The 23,349-nt window shown below is 69.0% G+C and carries 23 protein-coding genes and 3 tRNA genes; 19 read left to right on the plus strand and 7 right to left on the minus strand.

The window, feature by feature from the left end; translation table 11 throughout:
* Positions 1-118 precede the first annotated feature (118 nt).
* The 8 genes from BM349_RS02260 to BM349_RS02295 all read left to right on the plus strand — a co-directional run bounded on the left by BM349_RS02260 (position 119) and on the right by BM349_RS02295 (position 9,353).
* Positions 119-1,981 carry a S9 family peptidase gene (locus BM349_RS02260; protein ID WP_091702119.1) on the plus strand — a complete coding sequence of 621 codons (1,863 nt, stop codon included), beginning with the start codon at positions 119-121 and terminating at the stop codon, positions 1,979-1,981.
* 121 nt (positions 1,982-2,102) lie between these two features.
* Positions 2,103-3,800 (plus strand): peptide ABC transporter substrate-binding protein, encoded by a 1,698-nt coding sequence (locus BM349_RS02265; protein WP_091702121.1) that lies wholly within the window; start codon positions 2,103-2,105, stop codon positions 3,798-3,800.
* Between the two features lie 24 nt (positions 3,801-3,824).
* On the plus strand, positions 3,825-4,790 hold the full coding sequence (locus BM349_RS02270; RefSeq protein WP_091702124.1) for an ABC transporter permease: 966 nt from the start codon (positions 3,825-3,827) through the stop codon (positions 4,788-4,790).
* A complete protein-coding gene (locus BM349_RS18885) occupies positions 4,787-5,689 on the plus strand; it encodes an ABC transporter permease (RefSeq protein ID WP_091702127.1) in 903 nt (300 codons plus the stop codon). Before BM349_RS02270 ends, BM349_RS18885 begins: the two co-directional genes overlap by 4 nt.
* On the plus strand, positions 5,686-6,690 hold the full coding sequence (locus BM349_RS02280) for an ABC transporter ATP-binding protein (RefSeq protein ID WP_091702131.1): 1,005 nt from the start codon (positions 5,686-5,688) through the stop codon (positions 6,688-6,690). Before BM349_RS18885 ends, BM349_RS02280 begins: the two co-directional genes overlap by 4 nt.
* On the plus strand, positions 6,687-7,670 hold the full coding sequence (locus tag BM349_RS02285) for an ABC transporter ATP-binding protein (RefSeq protein WP_091702135.1): 984 nt from the start codon (positions 6,687-6,689) through the stop codon (positions 7,668-7,670). Before BM349_RS02280 ends, BM349_RS02285 begins: the two co-directional genes overlap by 4 nt.
* Before the next feature lie 16 nt (positions 7,671-7,686).
* Positions 7,687-8,781, plus strand: coding sequence for a tartrate dehydrogenase (locus BM349_RS02290; protein ID WP_091702139.1), 1,095 nt, complete (start codon positions 7,687-7,689; stop codon positions 8,779-8,781).
* 56 nt (positions 8,782-8,837) lie between these two features.
* Entirely contained in the window at positions 8,838-9,353 is a 516-nt protein-coding gene (locus tag BM349_RS02295) for a glycine cleavage system transcriptional repressor (RefSeq protein ID WP_091702144.1), read from the plus strand.
* Between the two features lie 43 nt (positions 9,354-9,396).
* Here BM349_RS02295 and BM349_RS02300 read toward each other — a convergent pair whose 3' ends face one another.
* The gene (locus BM349_RS02300) at positions 9,397-10,014 is read right to left on the minus strand and encodes a TetR/AcrR family transcriptional regulator (RefSeq protein ID WP_091702147.1); all 618 of its coding nucleotides are present in this window, start codon (positions 10,012-10,014) and stop codon (positions 9,397-9,399) included.
* Between the two features lie 100 nt (positions 10,015-10,114).
* Between BM349_RS02300 and BM349_RS02305 the strand changes: the two genes are divergently transcribed.
* Positions 10,115-11,617, plus strand: coding sequence for an MFS transporter (locus BM349_RS02305; protein WP_091704765.1), 1,503 nt, complete (start codon positions 10,115-10,117; stop codon positions 11,615-11,617).
* A 33-nt stretch (positions 11,618-11,650) separates the two neighbouring features.
* Here BM349_RS02305 and BM349_RS02310 read toward each other — a convergent pair whose 3' ends face one another.
* The 4 genes from BM349_RS02310 to BM349_RS02325 form a co-directional block, all read right to left on the minus strand.
* The gene (locus BM349_RS02310; RefSeq protein WP_254773688.1) at positions 11,651-12,784 is read right to left on the minus strand and encodes an aminotransferase class I/II-fold pyridoxal phosphate-dependent enzyme; all 1,134 of its coding nucleotides are present in this window, start codon (positions 12,782-12,784) and stop codon (positions 11,651-11,653) included.
* A 148-nt stretch (positions 12,785-12,932) separates the two neighbouring features.
* Positions 12,933-13,005, minus strand: a tRNA-Phe gene (locus BM349_RS02315).
* Positions 13,006-13,074: 69 nt separating this feature from the next.
* Positions 13,075-13,148: transfer RNA gene (locus tag BM349_RS02320), tRNA-Asp, on the minus strand.
* A 30-nt stretch (positions 13,149-13,178) separates the two neighbouring features.
* Positions 13,179-13,251, minus strand: a tRNA-Glu gene (locus tag BM349_RS02325).
* A 223-nt stretch (positions 13,252-13,474) separates the two neighbouring features.
* Here BM349_RS02325 and BM349_RS02330 point away from each other — a divergent pair.
* Positions 13,475-14,836 carry a M23 family metallopeptidase gene (locus tag BM349_RS02330; protein ID WP_091702154.1) on the plus strand — a complete coding sequence of 454 codons (1,362 nt, stop codon included), beginning with the start codon at positions 13,475-13,477 and terminating at the stop codon, positions 14,834-14,836.
* 18 nt (positions 14,837-14,854) lie between these two features.
* On the opposite strand, the gene ppa is transcribed toward BM349_RS02330, so the two are convergent.
* Complete coding sequence (ppa, locus tag BM349_RS02335; RefSeq protein ID WP_091702158.1) at positions 14,855-15,388, minus strand: inorganic diphosphatase; 534 nt, start codon at positions 15,386-15,388, stop codon at positions 14,855-14,857.
* Between the two features lie 172 nt (positions 15,389-15,560).
* Between ppa and tilS the strand changes: the two genes are divergently transcribed.
* Positions 15,561-16,556 (plus strand): tRNA lysidine(34) synthetase TilS, encoded by a 996-nt coding sequence (gene tilS / locus BM349_RS02340; protein WP_091702162.1) that lies wholly within the window; start codon positions 15,561-15,563, stop codon positions 16,554-16,556.
* Positions 16,557-16,571: 15 nt separating this feature from the next.
* Here tilS and BM349_RS02345 read toward each other — a convergent pair whose 3' ends face one another.
* On the minus strand, positions 16,572-17,117 hold the full coding sequence (locus BM349_RS02345; protein WP_091702165.1) for a DUF937 domain-containing protein: 546 nt from the start codon (positions 17,115-17,117) through the stop codon (positions 16,572-16,574).
* A gap of 119 nt (positions 17,118-17,236) precedes the next feature.
* Between BM349_RS02345 and hpt the strand changes: the two genes are divergently transcribed.
* The 8 genes from hpt (at position 17,237) to BM349_RS02385 (ending at position 23,349) form a co-directional block, all read left to right on the plus strand.
* A complete protein-coding gene (gene hpt, locus BM349_RS02350; RefSeq protein ID WP_091702170.1) occupies positions 17,237-17,788 on the plus strand; it encodes a hypoxanthine phosphoribosyltransferase in 552 nt (183 codons plus the stop codon).
* A 164-nt stretch (positions 17,789-17,952) separates the two neighbouring features.
* Complete coding sequence (gene ftsH / locus BM349_RS02355) at positions 17,953-19,959, plus strand: ATP-dependent zinc metalloprotease FtsH (protein ID WP_091702174.1); 2,007 nt, start codon at positions 17,953-17,955, stop codon at positions 19,957-19,959.
* Positions 19,960-19,968: 9 nt separating this feature from the next.
* Entirely contained in the window at positions 19,969-20,559 is a 591-nt protein-coding gene (gene folE, locus BM349_RS02360) for a GTP cyclohydrolase I (RefSeq protein WP_091702177.1), read from the plus strand.
* Complete coding sequence (gene folP / locus BM349_RS02365; RefSeq protein WP_091702181.1) at positions 20,556-21,392, plus strand: dihydropteroate synthase; 837 nt, start codon at positions 20,556-20,558, stop codon at positions 21,390-21,392. The genes folE and folP overlap by 4 nt, the downstream gene beginning before the upstream one ends.
* On the plus strand, positions 21,392-21,781 hold the full coding sequence (gene folB, locus BM349_RS02370) for a dihydroneopterin aldolase (RefSeq protein ID WP_091702186.1): 390 nt from the start codon (positions 21,392-21,394) through the stop codon (positions 21,779-21,781). The genes folP and folB overlap by 1 nt, the downstream gene beginning before the upstream one ends.
* Positions 21,778-22,311, plus strand: coding sequence for a 2-amino-4-hydroxy-6-hydroxymethyldihydropteridine diphosphokinase (gene folK, locus BM349_RS02375; RefSeq protein WP_091704768.1), 534 nt, complete (start codon positions 21,778-21,780; stop codon positions 22,309-22,311). Before folB ends, folK begins: the two co-directional genes overlap by 4 nt.
* The gene (locus BM349_RS02380) at positions 22,308-22,790 is read left to right on the plus strand and encodes a DUF3180 domain-containing protein (protein WP_091702189.1); all 483 of its coding nucleotides are present in this window, start codon (positions 22,308-22,310) and stop codon (positions 22,788-22,790) included. Before folK ends, BM349_RS02380 begins: the two co-directional genes overlap by 4 nt.
* Positions 22,747-23,349 (plus strand): PH domain-containing protein, encoded by a 603-nt coding sequence (locus BM349_RS02385; protein WP_091702192.1) that lies wholly within the window; start codon positions 22,747-22,749, stop codon positions 23,347-23,349. The genes BM349_RS02380 and BM349_RS02385 overlap by 44 nt, the downstream gene beginning before the upstream one ends.

Below are 23,349 nucleotides of genomic sequence, written 5' to 3' on the forward strand. Positions count from 1 at the left end.
CGGTACCCCACGGCGCACACGGTGCTAGTCAACGACGATGATTGATCGCAACCGCGTTCCGCAATGATAGCCAATGATATAGTCAACGTGCCTGACGATGATGTGAAGGAGTCGTACGATGACTGTTGCCCACACCGATCCGGATGCCGACGTGATCGCTGCCCGATTCGCCGCTCCCCGTCTGCTGACGGTGCGCCCAGTGGTCGGCTCGGCCGATCTCGCGCTGCTCATCGAAGACCATCCCGAGGGTTCGAGGGCGCGCGTGTGGCGAGCGGGGGAAGAGCCGACCGCTCTGCTGCCCTTCCCCGTCGGCGTGGGTTCGGTGCTCACCGGGGACGGCCGCTGGGTGGTGGACCTCGACGACGGCGGGGGTTCTGAAGTGGGATCCCTCGTGGCGACATCCGTCGACGGCACCGAGGTGGTCGATCTCACACCGGGGCGCGAGCCGTTCGTGCTGCGGGGACTCGAGGCGAGCTTCGACGGCTCTGCGGTGGTCGCCACCGTCGTGGATGAGGCCGGGTTCCACGTCCTGGTCATCCCGGCCGCGCCATGGGGCGAGCCACGGGTGGTCTACAGCAACCCGGTCGAGGCGTGGTACGGCCAGATCTCTCCCGACGGCGCCCTCGTGTCGGTGGACACGACCGAGCACAATCCGGGTGTCCGCCGGCCGGCGCTCACCATCATCGACACGAGGTCGCTGGAGACGGTCGCCGTCCTGGACGACCTGCCGGAGGGCCCGGTTCGCGGAGTCCGCTTCTCATCCGTGATCGGCGACGATCGCGTGCTCGTGAGCACCGAGCGCAGCGGCTTCGCCCGTCCGGCGATCTGGGGCGTGCGGACCGGGGACCGGATCGACTTCGACCTGCCGGGCCTGCGCGGTGAGGTGATGCCTCTGGACTGGCACGCGCCGACGGGGAGGGTGCTCGCGCTGCACGTCGAGGACGGGGTGCACCGGCTGCTCGTGCTCGACGAGCAGGACGGATCCTCGCAGGTCGTCCTCGAGGGCGGGAGCTTCGCGGATCCTGACGTCGCGGATCTGCATCCCTTCCAGTGGGCGTCGTACTTCGCTCCCGACGGCGAGGTGCGAGCGGTCCGATCGAGCTGGGCCATCCCGCTCCACATCGCCGGACTCGCCGTGGACGGCTCGGTCCGATCGCTCGTCGCGCCGGGAGCGACTCCCCCGGGAGTGCCCTTCACCTCGGCGATGGTCGAGAGCGCGGACGGGACCCGCGTGCAGGTGTGGCTTGGTCTGCCGGCCGGCCGCGAGCCCATCGGAACCGTGCTCGAGGTGCACGGCGGCCCCAACCTGGTCGCCGTCGACGCCTACGATCCGTCCGCCCAGGCGTGGATCGACGCGGGCTTCGCCTACGCGTCGCTGAACTATCGCGGATCCGTCACGTTCGGTCGCGCGTTCCGCGAGGGGTTCTGGGGTTCGGGCGGCGATCGGGAGATCGAGGATGTGGCCGCAGCCGTCGGCTGGCTCCGCGGTCGGGGCCTCGCGGACCCGGCGTCGACGTTCATCACCGGCGCGTCCTTCGGCGGCCACCTGACTCTGCTGAGCGTCGGACGCCTCCCCGACCTCTTCGCGGGCGGACTCGCCCATGTCGCCGTCGCGGAGTGGTCGGCTGCGATCGCGGCGATGAATCCGGCGGTCCGCACGGTCTGGTCCACATGGGTGCCCCCGGAGATGGTCGAGCGGTTCTCGGCCGTCACCTACGTCGACGACGTGCGCGCGTCGGTGTGGATCAACCAGGGCTCGATCGACACACGGACGCCGATCGTCGGCGTGCAGCGATTCGTCGACGACCTGGCCGCACGGGGCGGGGATGTCGTCATGGATGTGTTCCAAGGCGGCCACGAGCCCACGGGTCTGGCCATGCTCGAGCACACTCAGCGGCGGATGGCCGACCTCGCGCTGCGCGCGATCCGGGGCGAGGCATGGTCGGATGCGGCCGCTTCGAGCACGTCGGACGATCTCTAATCAGTAACGTTGACTATAACCCTTGCTAAAGGGTGCGGAGCCGTCTTATAGTCGGAGCACCGCCCGGCTCCACCCCTGCAGTTCGCACCCGACGTCATCTCACGATCACGGAGTTCCGCACATGCCGAAGTCACCGCAAGACAGCCTCCCCATCCGCTCTCGCAAGGCCGTCACGGCCGCGCTCCTGACCGCAGCCCTCGTCGGCTCGCTCGCCGCGTGCTCGGCCGGCGGTTCGACGCCGGAGCCGGCCGCCACCGACGTGCAGACCGGCGGCGAGATCGTCATCGGCGCCGAGCAGGAGCCCGACTGCGTCGACTGGATCGCGACGTGCGCAGGGTCGATCTGGGGCACGTACATCATGCAGATCCCCACGATCCCAACGGTGTTCGAGACCCGGCTGGTCGACGACGAATGGACGCCGGTCGCGTCCGACCTCGTCGCCGAGGAGCCCGTCGCCGAGGCCGCAGGCGACGGCATGACGATCACGTACAAGATCAATCCCGACGCGGTCTGGTCCGACGGCACCCCGATCACGTCCGCCGACTTCGAGTACACCGCCCTGCAGATCCGCGACGGCGATGACATCTTCGACAAGACCGGCTACGACCGCATCGCATCCGTCGACGCATCCGACCCCCAGACCGCCGTCGTGACGCTCGATTCCCCCTATGCCGGATGGCGGACGCTGTTCAGCGTGTACGGCGTGCTGCCGGCGCATCTGCTCGAAGGCCAGGACCGCGCGGCGATCATGACCGACGGCTACGACTTCAGCGGCGGCCCGTGGAAGATCGAGTCGTGGGACCGCGGCACCTCGGCGACCCTCGTGCCGAACGAGAACTACTGGGGCGAGAAGCCGAAGCTCGACAAGGTGACCTTCCTGTTCCTGCCCGACACGACCGCCGCGTTCCAGGCGCTCAAGAGCGCTCAGGTGGACGTGCTCTACCCGTCACCCCAACTGGACGCAATCAGCCAGATCGAGGGAGGGCTGACGGGGATCAACTCGCAGATCGACTCCCGCAGCGGTTCGCTCGAGGCCATCTGGCTGAACAACGCCGCGTTCCCCTTCGACTCGAAGGCCGTGCGGCAGGCGGTCGCCTACTCGATCGACCGCGAGGCGATCGTCGAGCGCCTGTTCGGCAGCCTCGGCATCGACACCCCCCAGCAGAGCTTCAACAGTCCGATCGTGGGGGCATACGCCGCCGAGGACTTCGCGGAGTACACGCAGGATCTCGACAAGGTCGCCGACCTCATGGAGGGCGACGGATGGTCGAAGAACTCGGATGACATCTGGGAGAAGGACGGGCAGACCGCGACCTTCTCGATGGAGACCCTCGCGGGCAACAAGCGACGCGACCTGACCACTCAGGTGCTGCAGTCCCAGCTCGCGGAGGCCGGCTTCGAGATGACGATCAACTCGGTCACCCCCGCGGACCTGTTCGGCACCATCGCGCCCGAGGGCGACTTCCAATCCGGGCTCTGGGCGCTCGTGGACACGTTCGCGGATCCGACGCTCAGCTCATCGTTCCTCTCGACGAACATCCCCTCGGCGGACAACGGATTCTCCGGGATCAACTTCTACCGCGTGTCCATCCCGGAGCTGGACCCGCTGCTCACGCAGGTCGACACCGAGCTCGACGTCGACGCGCGCATCGCGGCCTCCAAGGAGGCGGATGCGGTGATCGCCGAGAACGTCCCGTCGCTTCCGCTGGACACCGTGCCGCTCGTGCTGCTGTGGAGTGACAAGGTGGGGGGACCGCTCGAGATCAACCCGGTCGAAGGCCCCTTCTGGAACCTCGCCGCCTGGGGCATCGCGGACTGACGCCGGATCGGCCCAGGAGAGATCGTGTTCAGCTTCATCGTCCGGCGGGTGCTGTACTCGCTGCCGGTGATCCTGGTCGCATCGTTCATCCTCTTCTGGGCCGTCCGCTCCACCTTCGATCCACTCGCGAAGCTGCGCCAGACCGCGGATCCCACCGCCCTGCAGCGGGAGATCGAGCGGCTCGGCCTCGAGCGGTCGGTGTTCGAGCAGTACTTCCTCTGGCTCCGCGCCTTCGTCACCGGCGACTGGGGCATCAGCACCCGCACCGGCACACCGGTGCTGCCGCTGATCGGGGACGCGCTGTGGCCGACCCTGCAGCTCGCCTTCTGGGGGCTGCTGGTCGCCGTCATCGTCGCCGGAGCCATCAGCGTCTTCTCGGCGGTGCGGCAGTACTCGCTGGGCGACCAGGTCTTCACCGGCGCGTCCTACATCGGGATCGCCATGCCGGCATTCTGGTTCGGGCTGATCCTCATCCAGGCGCTCGCCGTCTGGCCCAAGGAGACGTTCGGCCTGGACGAGCCTCCACTGTTCTTCATCGGACTGCCGCCGGTGTCCGAGGTGGGCGTGTTCGACTACGTCCGGCACCTGATCCTGCCGGTCGCCGCGCTCATGATCGCGCTGGTCGCCTCCTGGAGCCGGTTCGGGCGGACGGCGATGCTGGATTCCCTCTCGAGCGATTACGTCCGAACTGCCCGAGCGAAGGGCGTGCCCCGCAGGGAGATCATCTGGCGCCACGCCGTGCGCAACTCGCTCGCGCCGTTCGTCACGGTGGTCGCACTGGATGCCGCCATCCTGATCGGCGGCCTCGTCGTCACTGAGCAGATCTTCGCGATCCCGGGCATGGGGCGGCTGTTCCTGCAGTCGCTCGTGGCCGGCGACGTGTTCGTCCTGCTCCCGTGGATGATCGTCGTCGCGATCGCCGTCGTGCTCTGCAACCTCGCCGCCGACGTCGGCTACGCGATCCTCGACCCGAGAGTGAGACTGTCATGAGCGGGGCGGGACTGACCGGCCAGGAGGAGCTGCTCGAGAAGCAGTCGACCTCGGCCGGATCGACGCGGCAGCTGATCAAGCGCTTCGTCCACCACCGGCTCGCGCTGGCGAGCCTCATCATCCTCATCGTCCTGCTCATCGTGTGCTTCGGCGCACCGTGGATCGCGCCGTACCCGCAGGGGATGCAGGATCTGCTGCTCGGACCGACGACGCCGTCCGCGGAGCACTGGCTGGGCACCGACGAGCTCGGCCGCGACTACCTCAGCGAGATCCTGTACGCGGGGCAGATCTCGCTCGCGATCGGACTGAGCGTCGCCCTCCTCGCCACCGTCGTCGGCACCGCCCTCGGGGCCGTCGCCGGCTTCGCCGGCGGATGGGTGGGCGAACTCATCATGCGGATCACCGACCTGTTCCTGATCGTGCCGGCGATCGCGCTGCTCGCCGTCATCATCCAGGGCCTGGGTCCGTCCCCGACGACGATCGTGTTCGCGCTGACCGCACTGGGATGGACCTACATCGCGCGTGTCGTTCGCGCGCAGGTGCTCTCACTGCGCGAGAAGGACTTCATCGAGGCCGCGCGCGGCATCGGCGCCTCGAACATGCGCATCATCGTCTCCCACCTGCTGCCGAATCTCGCGGGGGTGATCGCGGTCGCGATGAGCCTCGCGGTCGCGGCGGCGATCATCGCGGAGTCCACGCTGAGCTTCCTCGGCTTCGGTGTGCGCCCGCCGCAGACCAGCTGGGGCTCGATGCTCAGCCAGGCCGCGGGGTACGTCGGGACACCGCAGGTGTACCTGCTGTACTTCCCCGGCCTGTTCATCCTGATCACCGTGCTGTGTGTCAACTTCATCGGCGACGGGCTGCGCGATGCCCTCGACCCGCAGGGGAAGAACCTGTGAGCGCCGATGCTCCGCTGCTCGAGGTCGAGCACCTCTCGGTCGCGTTCACGACCGACGCGGGAACCGCACGCGCGATCGAGGACGTCTCGTTCACCCTGCATTCGGGAGAGACGCTCGGAATCGTGGGGGAGTCCGGCTCGGGGAAGTCGATGACCGCGATGGCGATCATGGGCATCCTGCCCAAGAGCGCCGTCGTGTCCGGCTCGATCAGGCTGCGCGGCCGCGAGCTCGTCGGTCTGTCGGACGATGAGCTGCGCGAGGTCCGGGGCAACGAGATCGCGATCGTGTTCCAGGATGCGCTGACGGCGCTGAATCCCGTCGCGACCGTCGGCGAGCAGCTGATCGAAGCCGTCCGCGTCCACCGACCGGACACCAGTCGAGAGCAGCGGCGCGCCCGGGCGATCGAGCTGCTGACGCTCGTCGGCATCCCTGCGCCGGAGAAGCGCATCGAGCGATATCCGCACGAGTTCTCCGGCGGCATGCGCCAGCGCGTCATGATCGCGATGAGCATCGCGAACGAGCCCGATCTGCTCATCGCCGACGAGCCCACGACCGCGCTCGATGTCACCGTGCAGGCCCAGGTGCTCGAGGTGCTCCGCGAGGTGCAGCGCCGGACGGGCACCACGGTCGTCGTGATCACGCATGACCTCGGAGTCGTCGCGGGCATCGCCGACCGGGTCATCGTCATGTACGCGGGGGGTGTCGTGGAGGCGGCCGACGTCGACCCGCTGTTCTACGAGACCGGGCACCCCTACACCTCGGGACTGCTCGCATCGCTGCCGCGGCTGGACCGCCGCTCCTCCCGCGAGGAGCGGCTGTATCAGATCCCCGGTCAGCCGCCGATCGCGACGAAATGGCCGGAGGGATGCCGCTTCGCGCCGCGCTGCGCGCACGCCGTCGCCGGCCGCTGCGATGTCGTGGTGCCTCCGCCCGTGAACGTCGGCGGAACGCACACCGTCAGCTGCGTCAGAGTCGGCGAGTGGCGGGAGGAGGTCGTATGAGCACCACGTTGACGGTGGACAGCCTCGTCAAGGAGTACCCGGTGGGCGGCGGGCTCTTCAGCCGAAGCAAGGAGGTCGTCCACGCCGTGTCGGACGTGAGCCTGACGGTAGCCGGCGGGTCGACCTTCGGCCTGGTGGGCGAGTCCGGCTGCGGCAAGTCCTCGCTCGGGCGCAGCGTCGCGAAGCTGCAATCGTCGACCTCGGGCATGATCCGCCTCGACGACGCCGACATCACGCGCGTGCACGGCACTCGGCTCAAGGCCCTGCGCCGACGCATCCAGTTCGTCTTCCAGGATCCGTATGCATCGCTGAACCCGCGCAAGTCCGTCCGCGACACGCTCGCCGAGCCGTTGCGCATCCACGGACTGCACCGTCGCAACCAGTCCGGCCGGGTCCTCGAGCTCCTCGACATGGTCGGGCTCAACCCCGCCCATGCGGATCGCTACCCGCACGAGTTCTCCGGCGGTCAGCGTCAGCGCATCGGCATCGCCCGGGCGCTCGCCGTCCAGCCCGAGGTCATCGTGCTCGATGAGCCGGTCAGCGCGCTGGATGTCAGTGTGCAGGCCGGCGTGCTCAATCTCCTGGATGACCTCCAGCGGGATCTGGGCCTGACGTACCTGTTCATCGCGCACGACCTGTCGGTCGTCCGGCATCTCAGCGATCGGGTCGGGGTGATGTACCTCGGGAAGCTGATCGAGGAGGCGCCCGTCGACACGCTCTACGAGCACCCCATGCACCCGTACACGCAGGCGCTGCTCTCGGCGATCCCGGTTCCCGATCCCCGCATCGAGCGTGCGCGCGAGCGGATCGTGCTCACCGGTGACGTCCCGAGCCCGGTCTCGCCGCCATCGGGATGCCGATTCCGCACGCGCTGCTGGAAGGCCACCGACAGGTGCGCCGCCGAGGTGCCCGAACTGGTCGACCTCGGCGGCGGCCAGCGCGTGGCGTGCCACTATCCCGCTGCCCGCGACGTCCTGTGATCCTCGAGGAGACCCCATGACCCAGCCCGCCCATCGCATCGCCGTGATCGCCGGCGACGGGATCGGCCCCGAGGTCGTGCCCGAGGGGATCCGGTCGCTCGAGGCCGCGGCATCCGCCTTCGACATCGCACTCGACTTCGAGGAGTTCGGCTTCGCGAGCGCCGACTACTGGGTCCGGCACGGCAGCATGCTCCCGGACGACTGGTTCCAGACCCTCAGCGGCTTCGACGCGATCTACTTCGGCGCGGTCGGCTGGCCCGAGATCGTCCCCGATCACGTGAGTCTGTGGGGGAGCCTGATCCAGTTCCGCAGGGCGTTCGACCAGTACGTGAACCTCCGCCCGTGCCGGTTGATGCCGGGAGTCATGAGCCCACTGACCGGCCGTGAACCCGGAGACATCGACTTCTACGTCGTCCGCGAGAACACCGAAGGCGAGTACTCGTCGATCGGCGGGCGCATGTTCGAGGGCACCGACCGGGAGTTCGTCGTCCAGGAGACCGTGATGACCCGCACGGGTGTCGATCGCGTCCTCCGCTACGCCTACGAGCTCGCCGAGCGCAGACCCGCACGCCACTTGACGTCGGCCACGAAGAGCAACGGCATCTCGATCTCGATGCCCTACTGGGACGAGCGCGTCGCCGCGATGGGGGCGGAGTTCCCCTCGGTGCGTCGGGACCAGTTCCACATCGACATCCTGACCGCGAACTTCGTCCTGCACCCCGACTGGTTCGACGTCGTCGTGGCGAGCAACCTGTTCGGCGACATCCTCTCCGACCTCGGTCCGGCGTGTACCGGGACGATCGGCATCGCTCCGAGCGCGAACATCAATCCCGAGCGCCGCCACCCGAGCCTGTTCGAACCGGTGCACGGGTCCGCGCCGGACATCGCCGGGCAGGGGATCGCCAACCCGATCGGCCAGATCTGGTGCGGCGCCATGATGCTCGAGCACCTCGGGCATCCGGAGGCGGGCGCGGCGATGCTGTCGGCGATCGAGACGGTGCTCGGGAGGGGCGCCGCGGCTGCGCCGTTCACCCCGGACCTGGGCGGCGCATCGACGACGACGGCGCTCGGTGCCGCGATCGCCGCCGAGATCGCCGGCCGCCGGCAGTAGTCCGCGGTCTCGCCGGCACCCCGGCGCGGCCGGGCCGCGGTCGGTACGCTGAGCCCATGACAACGCTTGTGCTCACCGTCGTCGGGGCCGACCGGGCCGGGCTCGTGGCAGCGGTCGCCGACGCGGTGGACGCGCACGGCGGCAACTGGGAGAACAGCCAGCTCGCCGAGCTCGCCGGGGCGTTCGCGGGCATCATCGAGGTGTCCGTCGCGACGGATCGGGTCGACGAGCTGCGCGCCGCGCTCTCGGCGCTCGACGGGCTGCTGACGGTCACGGTCCACGCGAGCGGCGCGGCGGCGGGGGAGCTCGCCGGATCGCGCGAGTTCGGGTTCCGCGTGCTCGGCAACGACCATCCGGGCATCGTCCGCGAGATCTCCTCGACGCTGAGCTCCTACGGGATCAGCATCGAGCGCATGTCGAGCGAGACCCGCGATGCCGCGATGTCGGGCGGCCGCCTGTTCGAGGCGACGATCGTCGCGAGGGTGCCGGCATCCGTCGAGGTGGATGCGGTGCAGTCCGCGCTCGAGCAGCTCGCCGCCGAGATCCAGGTCGACGTCACGCTCGGTTCCTGAGCGACGCGCCGGGGCGCTGTCGCGCTGGTCGTCTCGCCGAGATTCAGGGCCGGATGCCGGCCGCAGGCAGGATGATGCGATCGATGTTGCCGATCATGAACTCGCGGTCCACGGGCTTGCGCAGCATCAGTGTCCGATAGGCGACCATCGCCGGGCCCACCAGGCAGAGCTTCTCGATGTCGACGTCGGCCGGGATCTCCCCGCGATCGATCGCTCGCTGGAAGATGATGCGGTTGGCCGCAGCGCGCGGCTCCACAAGAGCCTCCTGTGCGGCTTCGGCGAGTTCCGGATCGCGCGCGATCATCGACACGATGCCCGCCATGACCTTGAGCTTGCGCTCGCTCTCACGGATCGTGGGGGTCTTCACGAGCGCGACCAGATCCCCGCGGAGGGAGCCGGTGTCGGGCGGCGACGCGAGGTCGATGTCGCTGGACTTCATGCACGCGACCGCATCGAGGACGAGCTCGGACTTCGACGCCCATCGGCGGTAGAGGGTCGCCTTCCCCGCCTTCGCGCGCGCGGCGACCATGTCGACAGTCATGCCGTCGTATCCCGTCTCCGCGAGCACGTCGAGGGCGGCTTCGAGGATCTCGGGGTCGCGGGTGTGGTCGCGCTTACGGCCGAGCCGTGGCTTGTCGTCGACGAGGTCGAGCTGCGTCATCGCAGGGCGCCTCCTTTCGGGTCCGGTCCGATATTACCGGGAGGTAAATTCCTGAACCGGTTAGATCCGGAACTCAATAGTACCGTATATAGTGGCATTCATGTCTTCTCTCCCCACAACGCCGACCCCGACCAACCGGGGTCATTGGATGACCCTCGCCGTGGTCGGCCTCGCGCAGCTCATGGTCGTCCTCGACGCCACCGTCGTGAACATCGCCCTCCCGTCCGCTCAGGCCGATCTCGGCTTCACCGACGGCCAGCGCCAGTGGATCATCACCGCCTACTCGCTCGCCTTCGGCAGCCTGCTGCTGCTCGGCGGTCGCCTGTCCGACCTGATGGGCCGCAAGCGCACCTTCATCATCGGTCTCATCGGGTTCGCGATCGCCTCAGCGCTCGGCGGAGCGGCCGGCACGTTCGAGCTGCTCGTCGGCGCGCGTGCCCTCCAGGGGGCGTTCGGTGCGCTCCTGGCGCCCACCGCGCTTGCGGTGCTGACCACGACCTTCACGATCCCGAAGGAGCGCGCTCGCGCCTTCGGCGGGTTCGGCGCGATCGCGGGCGCCGGCGGTGCGATCGGGCTCCTGCTCGGCGGCATCCTCACCGAAGCGCTCAACTGGCGCTGGAACCTGTACATCAACGTGTTCATCGCCGCGGTGGCGCTCATCGGCGCGCTGATCTACATCCCGCTGATGGCCCGCACCGGCCCGCGTCCGAAGCTCGACATCCCCGGAACGATCCTCGTCTCGGCCGGGCTGTTCGGTCTGGTCTTCGGATTCTCCAACGCCGAGACCGACGGCTGGGATTCGCCGCTCACGTGGGGCATGCTGGCGGCCGCCGCGATCCTGCTCGTCGCGTTCGTCCTCTGGCAGCTGCGCGCGGCGCACCCGCTGCTTCCCCTGTCCATCCTCCTGGACCGCAACCGCGGAGCCGCCTATCTGTCGGTCATGATCGCCGGCGCCGGGATGTTCGGGATCTTCCTGTTCGTCACCTACTACCTGCAGCTCACGCTCGGGTACTCGCCGATCCAGACGGGTCTGGCCTTCCTGCCGATGATCGGGATGCTGGTGCTGGCCGCCCAGCTCGGCACCAACATCTTCGTGCCGAGGTTCGGTCCCAAGGTGCTGGTTCCGGTCGGCATGACACTCGGCGCGATCGGCATGATCTGGCTCACGTTCCTCGACGGCTCGAGCGCCTATGCCGCGAACATCATGCCGCCGCTCATGGTGATCGGCTTCGCGATGGGCACGATCATGCCGGCATCGATGCAGACGGCCACCCTCGGCGTCGACAGGCACTTCGCCGGAGTCGCGTCCGCAACGGTGAACACGAGCCAGCAGGTCGGCGGCTCGGTGGGGACCGCGCTGCTGAACACGCTGGCGGCGACCGCGGCTGCGGACTTCCTGGTCGCGAACGCACCCGTGACCCAGGAGGTCGGCATCCAGGCGGCGCTGGCCGGGTACTCGACGGCGTACTGGTGGGGAGCGGCGTTCTTCGCGACCGGCGCCGTGATCGCGGCGCTGCTGTTCCGTCGGCGCGGAAACGGGCTGTCGCTCGCACAAGCCCCGGTCGCCGCGGCACCCGAGAACGAGCCCGCGATCGCGCACTGATCATCGCCGGACGCCGTGGCGGCCGGCGCGGCGCTACGGCGTCCGCGCGGCCGCCACGAGTGCGGGGAGCGCGCGATCGATCATGTCCATCGTCGCCGTCAGGGACACCCGGAAGTGCTCCGGCCGATCGAAGATCGTCCCGGGCATGAGATGGACGCCCTGCGCGGCCAGGTCGTCGCAGTACGCCTGGGCGTCGCCGCCCGGGGCCTCGCCCCAGAGGTAGAACGTGCCCTCCGGCCGGGTCAGCGTGTAGCCCGCATCGCTGAGCGCCCCGTAGAGCCGGTCGCGCTTGCGCGTCAGCTCCGCCATGTCGATCGACACGCTCTCCAATGCAGGCACGCTGTACTGCATCAGCGCGTTCGGGAAGCCCCAGCCGATCGCGAGCTGGACGGGCATGAACGCGCTGCGCAGCACGTCGCGGTCGGATGCCGGCAGCAGCGGCGACAGCGCGAGGTAGCCGAGTCGCTGGCCAGGGGCCAGCAGGACCTTGCCGTAGCTGTAGTCGATCATCGTCCACGGATACGAGCCCACCGGACTCGCGAACCCGATCCCGTCGAAGCGGATGCGGCGATACGGCTCGTCCGAGAGCAGCCAGATCCGGCGTCCGTGCGCACGGGATGCGCGCTCCAGCACGTCCGCGAGCTCGTCCCACGTCTGCTTCGGGAAGACCCGGCCGGTCGGGTTGGACGGCGAGTTCACGATCACGACCCGAGTCCGCGGAGTGATCGCACGGGCGATGGCGTCGATGTCGAGCGAGAAGTCCGCGGGGTCGAGCGCAGCAGTGACCGGAACGAGGTTCGCGGCGAGCAGCATCGGCTCGTAGCAGAACCAGCCCGGCACCGGGATGACGATCTCATCCCCCGCATCCGCCACGAGCGCGAGAGCGAGCGCGATCGCGCCGAAGGCGCCTTGGGTCATCGCGATGTCATCGGGCTCGAACTCCAGTGCGAGCTCGCGGCTCAGCCCGGCCGCGGCGGCCTCCTGGGCGGGGCGCTCGTTCGATTTGTACGCATACCAGTCGACCGATCGCGGCTCGAGCTGCGCGCGCATGGCGTCGGTGAGACCGGGCAGCGCCATCTCGTGCGGGTTGCCGAACGTGAAATCCAGCGCATCGGGATCGTCCGCGATCCCCTGCATCCGATCGAAGAACGCCGTGACCCTGTCCACGGACGATTTCGCCCGGACTGCTCGCTCCGACATCGTCATGCCGGTCAGACTTCCAAGTCCGGCATCCGCCGTCAATGGCATCGCAGGCGGCCGGGCGAGGGCGGGAATGAAGAAACCCCCTCCTGTAGAAGCCAGAAGAGGGTCTCAGTGGCTCCGACGGGCGTCGATCCCGTGACCTCACGATTTTCAGTCGTGCGCTCTACCAACTGAGCTACAGAGCCTCGCGGCGTGCGAGATGCCGCGTCCTAGACGAAGGGCCCTCTTCGAAGAAAGGGCCCGTCGCTGTGGAGCGACCCTGACGGGACTTGAACCCGCGACCTCCGCCGTGACAGGGCGGCACGCTAACCAACTGCGCTACAGGGCCATGCGTATGAAGTTGTGTTGTTGTCGGGAGTGACCCCAACGGGATTCGAACCCGTGCTACCGCCGTGAAAGGGCGGCGTCCTAGGCCACTAAACGATGGGGCCGGATGAACCCGGAGGCTCACCGTTACCGACGCTCAAGCATACGCAATCCCCCGCTGATCCGCCAATCGAGCGCGCGCCTGACGATGTGCGTCCGATCACCTAGGTGGAATAGGCAGGTGCGGATCCGCGCGAACAGGAGCACCATGGAAAAGCAGTGCTTTCCGTTGCGCGTGTGACTCATGTTGCTAGTGTGAGGGAAGTCGACTTCGCGACGGGAGGATCAGTGGACTCCGAGAAGACCCTCGACGAGTGCGGCTGCGCGCCGACATCCGTCGAGCGCCGGCGTCTCTGGCCCGCCGTCAGCCGTCGCAGCGCGCTCGGAATCGGGCTCGGCGTCGTGGCGCTGGGGGTGGCCGGAGGTCCCGCGATCTCGAGCGCCTTCGCCGCGGACTACCCGTCGTGGGACGACGTTCAGGCCGCGAAAGCCAACGAGGCCGCCAAGGCCGCCGAGGTGTCCAAGATCCAAGGGCTCATCCAGAGCCTCAACAACGAGGTCGCTCGCACGCAGGAGGCCGCAAAGGTCGCGTCCGACATCTTCTACGAGGCGCAGCAGGCGTTCTTCGCTCAGGCGCGCCGCGCCGATGAGCTGCAGTCCCAGGCCGATGCACAGGCCGCGCAGGCCACCGAGTCCGCGAACAAGGCCGGTCGGCTCGCGGCGCAGCTCTACCGCAACGGCGGCGACGACACGTCCCTCGAGCTATTCTTCGCAAGCTCGGCGGCCTCGACGGATGACCTGCTGGCGCGACTGGGCACGATGGACAAGCTCATCGAGCGCAACAGCGCCGTGTACGCGGACGCGGTCACCGCGCGCGACTCGGCACAGAGCCTCAGCGACCAGGCAGTCGTCGCGCGCGATGAGCGCGACCGTCTGCAGCGCGACGCGGAGCAGAAGATGGTCGCCGCGCAGGAGGCGGCGAACGCCGCGCAGGCCGCCCTGGATGCGCAGAAGGCGAACCTCTCGACCCTGGAGGCTCAGCTCGCGGCTCTGCAGGACACCACCGCCAAGACGATCGCCGACTATCAGGCGGGCGTCGAGGCGGCACGCATCGCCGAGGAGAAGCGTCAGGCCGAGCTGCGCGCCGAGGCCGAGCGCCGTGCCGCGGAGGCGGCGGCCGCGGCACCCTCAGGAGGCGGCGGCGGCGGTGGCGCCGGCGGGGCGGTCTCCGGTTCCGGGTGGGCCAGGCCGGGTTCCGGCGGGATCACGTCCGGCTACGGTCCCCGCTACGTCCAGTGCGGCAGCGGGTACTGCTCGAGCGGCTATCACGAGGGCACCGACCTCGGTCAGGCGTGCTGGTCGGGCATCTACGCGGCTCAGGCCGGGACCGTCGTCTACGTGGGATACAACGGCGGATACGGCAACTACATCAAGATCGATCACGGCGGCGGCATCGCCACCGGGTACGCGCACATCTCCAACGGCGGCTTCTATGTGGGCTGGGGCCAGTGGGTCAACTCCGGCCAGCTGATCGCTGCGACCGGCAACACCGGCAACTCCTTCGGCTGCCACCTGCATTTCGAGGTGTACGTCAACGGCAGCACCACCAACCCGGAGCCGTTTATGGCGGACCGGGGCATCTGGCTCTGAGCCGAAGCCGAACCGTCGTCAGACGGTCTTGGGCGCGACACCCTCACCCTGGGTCTTGGTCTCGCCCTCGTGCTCTGCGAAGCGGACGATCGACTCGGCGAGCAGACGCTCCGCCTCGTCCTTGCCGGCCCATGCGTCGACCTTGACCCACTTGTTCGGCTCGAGATCCTTGTAGTGCTCGAAGAAGTGCTCGATCTCCTTCTTCGTGTACTCCGGCACGTCCGCGAGGTCCTGGATGTGGCTCCAGCGCGGGTCCTTCGTGAGGACGGCCACGAGCTTGTCGTCGCCGCCGGCCTCGTCGCTCATGCGCAGCACGCCGACCGGCCGCACGTTGACCATGACTCCGGGGAACAGGGTGACATCGAGCAGGACGAGCACATCCAGCGGGTCGCCGTCCTCGCCGAGGGTGTTCTCGAAGAACCCGTAGTCGGCCGGGTAGCCCATCGGCGTGAACAGGACGCGGTCAAGGAAGACGCGCCCGGTGCCGTGGTCGACCTCGTACTTCACGCGGCTGCCGCGTGGGATCTCGATGACGGCGTCGTGTGCGACCATGCGTGTGCTCCTTGGTGACGGGTGCGGATGCCGCGCACCAGCCTAGTCGTCGCGTTTTCCGCGGCAGAACTCCACCCGTCCGGTTCGGCGGACGCCTCCAGCGCCGCTCGTTCGCGCCGCCCGCGCGCAGATCGGTGGAGTTCTGGCGACCGGTGCCCGGTACCGTGGCTCCGTGACGCAACGCCCGAGCCTCGACCCCGCGGTCGCCGAGGTGCGCCTGGCGGTTCGCGGTGCCCTTGCCGGCCTTGCCGACGGATCCGCGGTGATCGTCGGGCTGTCGGGCGGACCCGATTCGCTCGCACTCGCCGCCGCCGTCGCGTTCGAGGCGCCCAAGCGCGGCATCCGGGCCACGACCGTCACGGTCGATCACGGCCTGCAGCCGGGATCGGCTGACCTCGCCGAGGCCGTTGCGCGTCAGGCGATGCGACTGGGTCTCGCCCCGCTCGTCGTCCGGGTCGACGTCGGTGCCGATGGGGGGCCGGAGGCGGCCGCCCGCGCGGTCAGGTACCGGGCGCTGGCGGATGCCGGATCGGGTGCGGGAGCTTCTGCCGTCCTCGTGGGACACACCCTGGACGACCAGGCCGAGACCGTTCTGCTCGGACTGGCGCGAGGCTCGGGCTCGACGAGCCTGCAGGGCATGGCGCCGGTTGCCGAGCTCGCGCCCGGCATCGCACTCCTGCGGCCGTTGCTGGGCGTGCGGCGGGCGACGACCCGAGCGGCGTGCGCGGCCGAGCAGCTCGAGGTCTGGGACGATCCGCACAACGTCGATCCGCGCTTCACGCGGGTGCGGGTGCGCGAGCGCGTGCTGCCGGTGCTCGAGGCCGAACTCGGCCCGGGCATCGCCGAGGCGCTCGCCCGCACCGCCGCGCAGCTGCGCGAAGACGCCGACGCCTTCGACGAGATGATCGACGAGACGATCGAAGACATCGTCGAGCACGCCGAGGCGGGCATCTCGGTATCGGCGGCGGCTCTTGCCGCGAACCCTGCGGCCCTGCGGCACCGGATCATCCGGCACGTCGTCGCGTCCGAGTTCGGTGCGAGCCTGACGCGCGCGCAGACCCTCGGGGTGGCCCGTCTCGTCACCGACTGGTCGGGTCAAGGGCCGATCGACCTGCCCGGATGCCGCGCCCGCCGCGTCGGCGGAAGGCTCGAGTTCACCGCATCCTGAGTCGGCGCAGCCCGCCTACTTCTGGCCGCCGAGGAGCCCTCCGAGCAGGCCGCCGATGTCGATCCCGCCGGGTGCGGCCCCGCCTGATCCGGTCGCACCGCCGCCGAGCAGGCCGCCGATGAGGTCGCCGAGTCCGCCGCCGCCGTCCGCGGGGGCACTGCTGTCGGGCGCAGCGCCCTTCTGCCGGTTCGCGATGAGTCCAAGGATGATCGGCGCGAGGATCGGCAGCAGCTTTCCGAAGTCGATGCCCGCGGTCTTCGGCTCATCCGTCAGCTTCTGCGCGACCGCCTGCTCCTGTCCGCCGAAGATGTGCCCGAGGATCTTCTGCCCGTCGGCCGTGTCGAGGGCGTTGAGGTCGACCGTGCCGCCCGACACCTCGCTGCCGTGCTTGCCGAGCGCCTTCTCGAGCGCCGATGCGCCCTCGGGCGTCTGCGCGTTGCGCTGAAGGCCGCTCAGAATCGTCGCTCCGCCTTCTTCGATCGCCCGTCTCGCCTCGCTCGGGTCGACCCCGAGCTGCGCGGCGATGTCGTCGATCGGAAGCGCCTCGAGAATGTCGTCCATACCGGCCACAGGGAACCCCCTCGTCGTGACGGGCCTCGGTGCCCGCGATCGCCAGCCTATTGTCCGGCTGCGACCCGGGCCACTGGGTGGGGGCTTGCCCCGACACCTACACTCGAGACATGCGCGCCGCCGACGTCCAGAGTGAGATCACGCAGGTCCTGGTCACCGAGGAGCAGATCCTCGTCAAGCTCGAGGAGATCGCGGCGCAGGTCGCCGACGACTACGCCGGAAAGGACCTCCTGCTCGTGGGCGTCCTCAAGGGCGCGATCATGGTCATGGCCGACTTCTCCCGAGCGCTTCCGACCCTCGTGCCGATCGACTGGATGGCGGTCTCCTCGTACGGCGCCGGAACCCAGTCCAGCGGAGTCGTGCAGATCCGGAAGGATCTGGACACCGACCTCCACGGCAGGCACGTCCTGATCGTCGAGGACATCATCGACTCCGGCCTCACCCTGAGCTGGCTCCTCGAGAACTTCGCATCGCGGGGAGCGGCATCCGTCGAGGTGTTCGCCCTCCTGCGCAAGCCGGATGCCGCCAAGGTGCATGTCGAGTGCCGCTACGTCGGCTTCGACATCCCCAATGAGTTCGTCGTCGGGTACGGCCTGGACTACGCCGAGAAGTACCGCAACCTGCGTGATGTCGCCATCCTGGCGCCCCACGTGTACGGCTGACGCGACCGGGACCCCGAGCCGTGCTCGTGCCGGCGGCTTACGCCGTAGGCGAATGCACAGACTCCGCATAGACCGCCCGCGATACCCTGAATTCACCGTTGCCGTGGCATCGAGCCCTCGCGCGAACGGATCGTCGACGAAAGGGAACGGGCGCCGCCCGCACCATGGACTTCAAGAAGATCACTCGAAACCCGCTCTTCTACGTGCTGTTGATCGGCATCTTCCTGATCGTCGGGTTCTCGCTCATCTCGAGCCTGGGCGGGGCGAAGCAGATCTCCACCCAGGAGGGTCTCAAGCTGCTCGACGGCACCACGGTGACCGAGGTGCTCAACACCGACGGCGACCAGCGCGTCGACATGAAGCTGTCGGAGCCGTACGACGGCGCCACCGACGTGCAGTTCTACTACGTGACGGCACGCGCCTCCGAAGTGGTCGACGCGATCAATGCCGCCGACCCCGCGGACGGCTTCAACGACGCCGTGCCGCGTCCGAGCTGGTTCGACGGCTTCATCTCGCTCATGCTGCCCCTGCTGCTGCTGGGTGTGCTCTTCTGGTTCCTGCTCTCGAGCGCCCAGGGCGGCGGCAGCAAGGTCATGCAGTTCGGCAAGTCCCGCGCGAAGCTCGTCTCCAAGGAATCCCCCACCGTCACATTCGACGACGTGGCAGGCGCCGATGAGGCCATCGAGGAGATGCAGGAGATCAAGGACTTCCTGAAGGACCCTTCGAAGTTCCAGGCCGTGGGCGCCCGCATCCCGAAGGGCGTGCTGCTGTACGGCCCTCCGGGAACCGGAAAGACCCTGCTCGCCCGCGCCGTCGCCGGTGAGGCCGGCGTGCCGTTCTACTCGATCTCTGGCTCGGACTTCGTCGAGATGTTCGTCGGCGTCGGCGCGAGCCGCGTGCGCGACCTGTTCAACCAGGCCAAGGAGAGCTCGCCCGCGATCATCTTCATCGACGAGATCGACGCCGTCGGACGCCACCGCGGCGCCGGGATGGGCGGCGGTCACGACGAGCGCGAGCAGACGCTCAACCAGATGCTCGTCGAGATGGACGGCTTCGACCCGAAGGTGAACGTGATCGTGATCGCGGCGACCAACCGCCCCGACATCCTGGACCCGGCCCTACTTCGACCGGGCCGCTTCGATCGGCAGATCGGCGTGGACGCGCCCGACCTGAAGGGTCGCAAGCGGATCCTCGAGGTGCACGGACGAGGCAAGCCGCTCGCCGAGGGCGTCGATCTCGAGGTCGTCGCGCGCAAGACACCCGGCTTCACCGGCGCCGACCTGGCGAACGTCCTGAACGAAGCGGCTCTGCTGACTGCTCGCTCGAATGCGCAGCTCATCGACAACCGCGCGCTCGACGAGGCCATCGACCGGGTCATCGCGGGTCCGCAGCGTCGCACGCGTGTGATGCGCGACAAGGAGAAGCTCATCACGGCCTACCACGAGGGCGGTCACGCGCTCGCGGCCGCGGCCATGAACAACACCGACCCGGTCACGAAGGTGACGATCCTGCCCCGCGGCAAGGCCCTCGGTTACACGATGGTGCTGCCTCTCGACGACAAGTACTCCGTCACCCGCAACGAGCTGCAGGATCAGCTCACCTACGCGATGGGCGGTCGTGTCGCCGAGGAGATCGTGTTCCACGACCCCACGACCGGGGCCTCGAACGACATCGAGAAGGCAACCGGGATCGCGCGGAAGATGGTCACCGAGTACGGCATGACGAACGAGGTCGGCCCGGTCAAGCTCGGCTCCGCCAGCGGCGAGGTCTTCATGGGCCGCGACATGGGCCACGGACGCGAGTTCAGCGAGAAGATCGCCGAGCGGATCGACATCGAGGTGCGCGCGCTGATCGAGCAGGCCCACAACGAGGCATACCAGGTGTTGAACGACAACCGCGAGGTGCTCGACCGCCTCGCCCTCGAACTGCTCGAGAAGGAGACGCTCGATCACTTGGAGCTCGCTGAGATCTTCAAGGACGTCAAGCGGCTGCCGCCGCGCCCGCAGTGGCTCTCCAGCAATGAGCGCCCGGTCTCGCACCAGCCGCCGGTCGAGGTGCCCAAGCGCCGCGCCGAGGCAGGCCTGGCCGCATCCGTCGAGGCGGAGCAGACCGCGCCCGAGAAGGCTCCGAAGCGCCGTCCGACCGGGCAGGCGCGGCCAGCGACCGCGTAGGCTCGGCCCGTGGCCGTAGACCGTGAGCGCATCGCCGCGCTCGTGCAGGATCTGCTCGTGGCGATCGGGGAGGATCCCGAGCGCCCGGGTCTGCGCATGACCCCGCAGCGCGTCGCCGACGCGTACGGCGAGTTCTTCTCCGGCGTGGGGGAGGATGCTGCGGCCCCGCTCGCGCACACGATCTCGGTCGCCCGGGGTCCTGCCCCCGAGACGGTGCCGTCCGGCGCCGTCATGCTCCGCGACATCCGCTTCCGCTCGGTGTGCGAGCATCACCTGCTGCCGTTCCGCGGGCACGCGCACATCGCGTACCTGCCAGGCGAGCAGGTCGTCGGCCTCGGCGCCCTGCCCAAGCTCGTCGAGATCCTCGCGTCCCGCCCGCAGGTGCAGGAGCGCCTCGGCGAGCAGATCGCCGACACGATCGCCGCATCCCTCGATGCCCGAGGCGTGCTGGTGGTCCTGGATGCGATGCACGAGTGCGTCACGATGCGCGGCGACCAGCAGTCCGACGCCTCCACCGTCACGATCGCCGCGCGCGGCGACCTGTCCGAACCGGCCGCCCGGGCGGAGTTGATCGCGCTGCTCGGAGCGTCGCGCGAATGACGACGCTCATCATGGGGATCGTCAACGTGACCCCCGACTCGTTCAGCGACGGAGGCCGCTTCGTCGACCCGGACACCGCGATCGCCCATGGCCTGTGGTTGCGCTCAGAAGGCGCGAACCTGCTCGACGTGGGCGGGGAGTCCACGCGGCCGGGTGCGGAACGGGTGGCCCCCCGCGTCGAGCAGGAGCGCGTCCTCCCGGTCGTGCAGGCCCTCGCCGAGGCCGGCGTCGTCGTCAGCATCGACACCATGAACGCCTCGACCGCGCTCGCGGCCGTCGACGCCGGCGCGCGGATCGTCAACGACGTGTCGGGCGGCCTGGCCGATCCCGATCTCCTCTCGGCAGTCGCAACCACCACCGCGGAGCTCGTCCTCGGTCACTGGCGGGGTCCATCGGCCGACATGTACGCCCGCGCCGAATACGGCGACGTCGTCCGCGAGGTGATGCGGGAACTCGCCGAGCGCGTCGACGCGGCCGCCGCTGCCGGCATTCCGCCCGGGCGGTTGATCGTCGATCCGGGGATCGGTTTCGGCAAGAAGGGCGCGCAGAACTGGGACGTGTTGCGCGCGCTGCCGCGAGTCATCGGCCTCGGTCATCGCGTGCTGGTCGGCACGAGCCGCAAACGGTTCCTCGCCGAGCTGCTGAGCGCGGACGTCGACGGCGACGGGGTCTCGGAGATGCGACGAGACCTGGCCACGGCAGTGACGAGCGTGCTCGCCGCCGACGCCGGCGCCTGGGCGGTGCGCGTGCACGATGTGATCGCGACGCGGGACGCGCTGGATGTCGCATCGTCGTGGTGGCGCCCGCACGCCGGCGACCAGGGGAGCGAGTGATGGATTTCGCAGACGAGATCACGTTGACCGGCCTGCGCGTCTTCGGGCGCCACGGCGTCTACGACGATGAGCGACGCGATGGGCAGTACTTCGTGATCGACGTGACGCTCTTCGTCAGCACGAAGGCGGCCGCCGCGAGCGACGACGTCGCCGACACCGTGCACTACGGCGATGTCGCCGAGCGTATCGCCGAGATCGTCGCGGGCGAGCCCGTGAACCTCCTCGAGACGCTCGCACAGCGCATCGCCGACATGCTGTTCGAGAACGAGCGGGTGCGCATGGTCGCGGTGACCGTCCACAAGCCCGATGCCCCGATCGAGCGGGAGTTCGCCGACGTGTCCGTCACCATCCGCCGTGCGAAGACCGATGAGTGGGGAGCACCCTCGTGAACCGCCGCCTCGCCGAGGGGTTCAGCGCAGACATCACGCGCACGGAGCACCCCGCCGTCCGAGCCGTCGTCGCCCTCGGTGCGAACCTCGGCGATCGGGCCGCGACGCTGGACGCCGCGATCAGCGAGCTCGAACGGCTTCCCCTGGTCGACGCGGTTCGCGCGTCTGCGGCTGTCGAGTCGGTCGCCGTGAAGCCGGATGGACCGGATGCCGATGCGCCGGCGTACCTGAACGCCGTCGCGATCCTCACGACGCGACTCGCGCCGTCGGTGCTCCTCGCGTTCCTCCAGGCGATCGAGGCGCGCCACGGCCGGGAGCGCCGCGAACGGTGGGGCGACCGCACACTCGATCTGGATCTCATCGCATACGGCGAGGTGGTCAGCAGCGACGCCGTCCTGACGCTGCCGCATCCGCGTGCCGCCGAGCGCGACTTCGTGCTGGTGCCGTGGCTGTCGATCGATCCGGATGCCGAGCTTCCCGGCCGGGGACGGGTGGACGAGCTGATCGCCCGGCTCGGAGACGCCCCATGAGGCGCACCGGCGCCGGCATTCTGATCATCGCCGCGGCGATCGGCGTCGCGGTGGGCTTCCTGCTCGATCAGGCACTCACCGCGGCCGGCCGCGCAACGTTCACGCCCTCGATCACGCTCCCGATCTTCCTGGTGCTGCTCGGGGCGATCGTCGTGGCGCTCGCATTGCCGATCCGCCGTGCGACGCGCGGCACCCTCGCCGCGCCGGTCAACCCGTTCTGGGCGGTGCGGATCGCGATGCTGGCGAAGGCCTCCAGCATCGTGGGCGCTGCGGTCGCGGGCATCGCCGGCGGGCTGGCCCTCTTCCTGCTGACCCGCCCGGTTTCACCGTCGCTAGGCTCATTGGGCGCCATCATCGCGACCGCGGTCTGCGGTGCCGCGCTGGTGGCGGCGGGCCTTTACGCGGAGCACCTCTGCACGATCCGGAAGGACGATGATGACGAACATCCCGGAGGCGAAGACCCCGGAATCAGAACCTGACCGGGTTCAGGATCCCGTGGTCGATTCCGACGTGCTCGATCGCGACACGTACGACACGATCCGCGAGCCGCGGTCATCCGCACGCCTTCCGCTCGGCGACGGCACCTGGCACCAGCTGGCCCGCCAGTACGTGTGGGTGCAGCTGATCTCGACAGGAGCCATGGCGCTGGTGGTGCTGGTCGCCGTCCTGCTGCTGACGCTCCTGTGGCACCAGTGGTGGGCGTGGATCCCGGGCGGGATCTTCCTCATCATCCTGATCTGGACCCTCGTCATCACCCCCCGCCAGGCGCGTGCGTACGGCTATCAGCTGCGTCATGACGACCTCGTGTTCCGTCGGGGCATCCTGTGGCAGCGGGTCGTCGCCGTCCCCTATGGCCGGATGCAGCTCGTGGACATCACGCATGGACCGCTGGACCGTGGATTCGGCATCGCGCAGCTCAAGCTCGTGACCGCGGCGGCATCCACCGGTGTCGTGATTCCCGGCCTCACACAGCAGGCGGCCGAGCAGCTGCGCGACACGCTGGTCGACGTCGCCGAGACCCGTAGGACGGGCCTGTAA

This window comes from Microbacterium sp. cf046, assembly GCF_900114345.1.
Classification (GTDB): domain Bacteria; phylum Actinomycetota; class Actinomycetes; order Actinomycetales; family Microbacteriaceae; genus Microbacterium.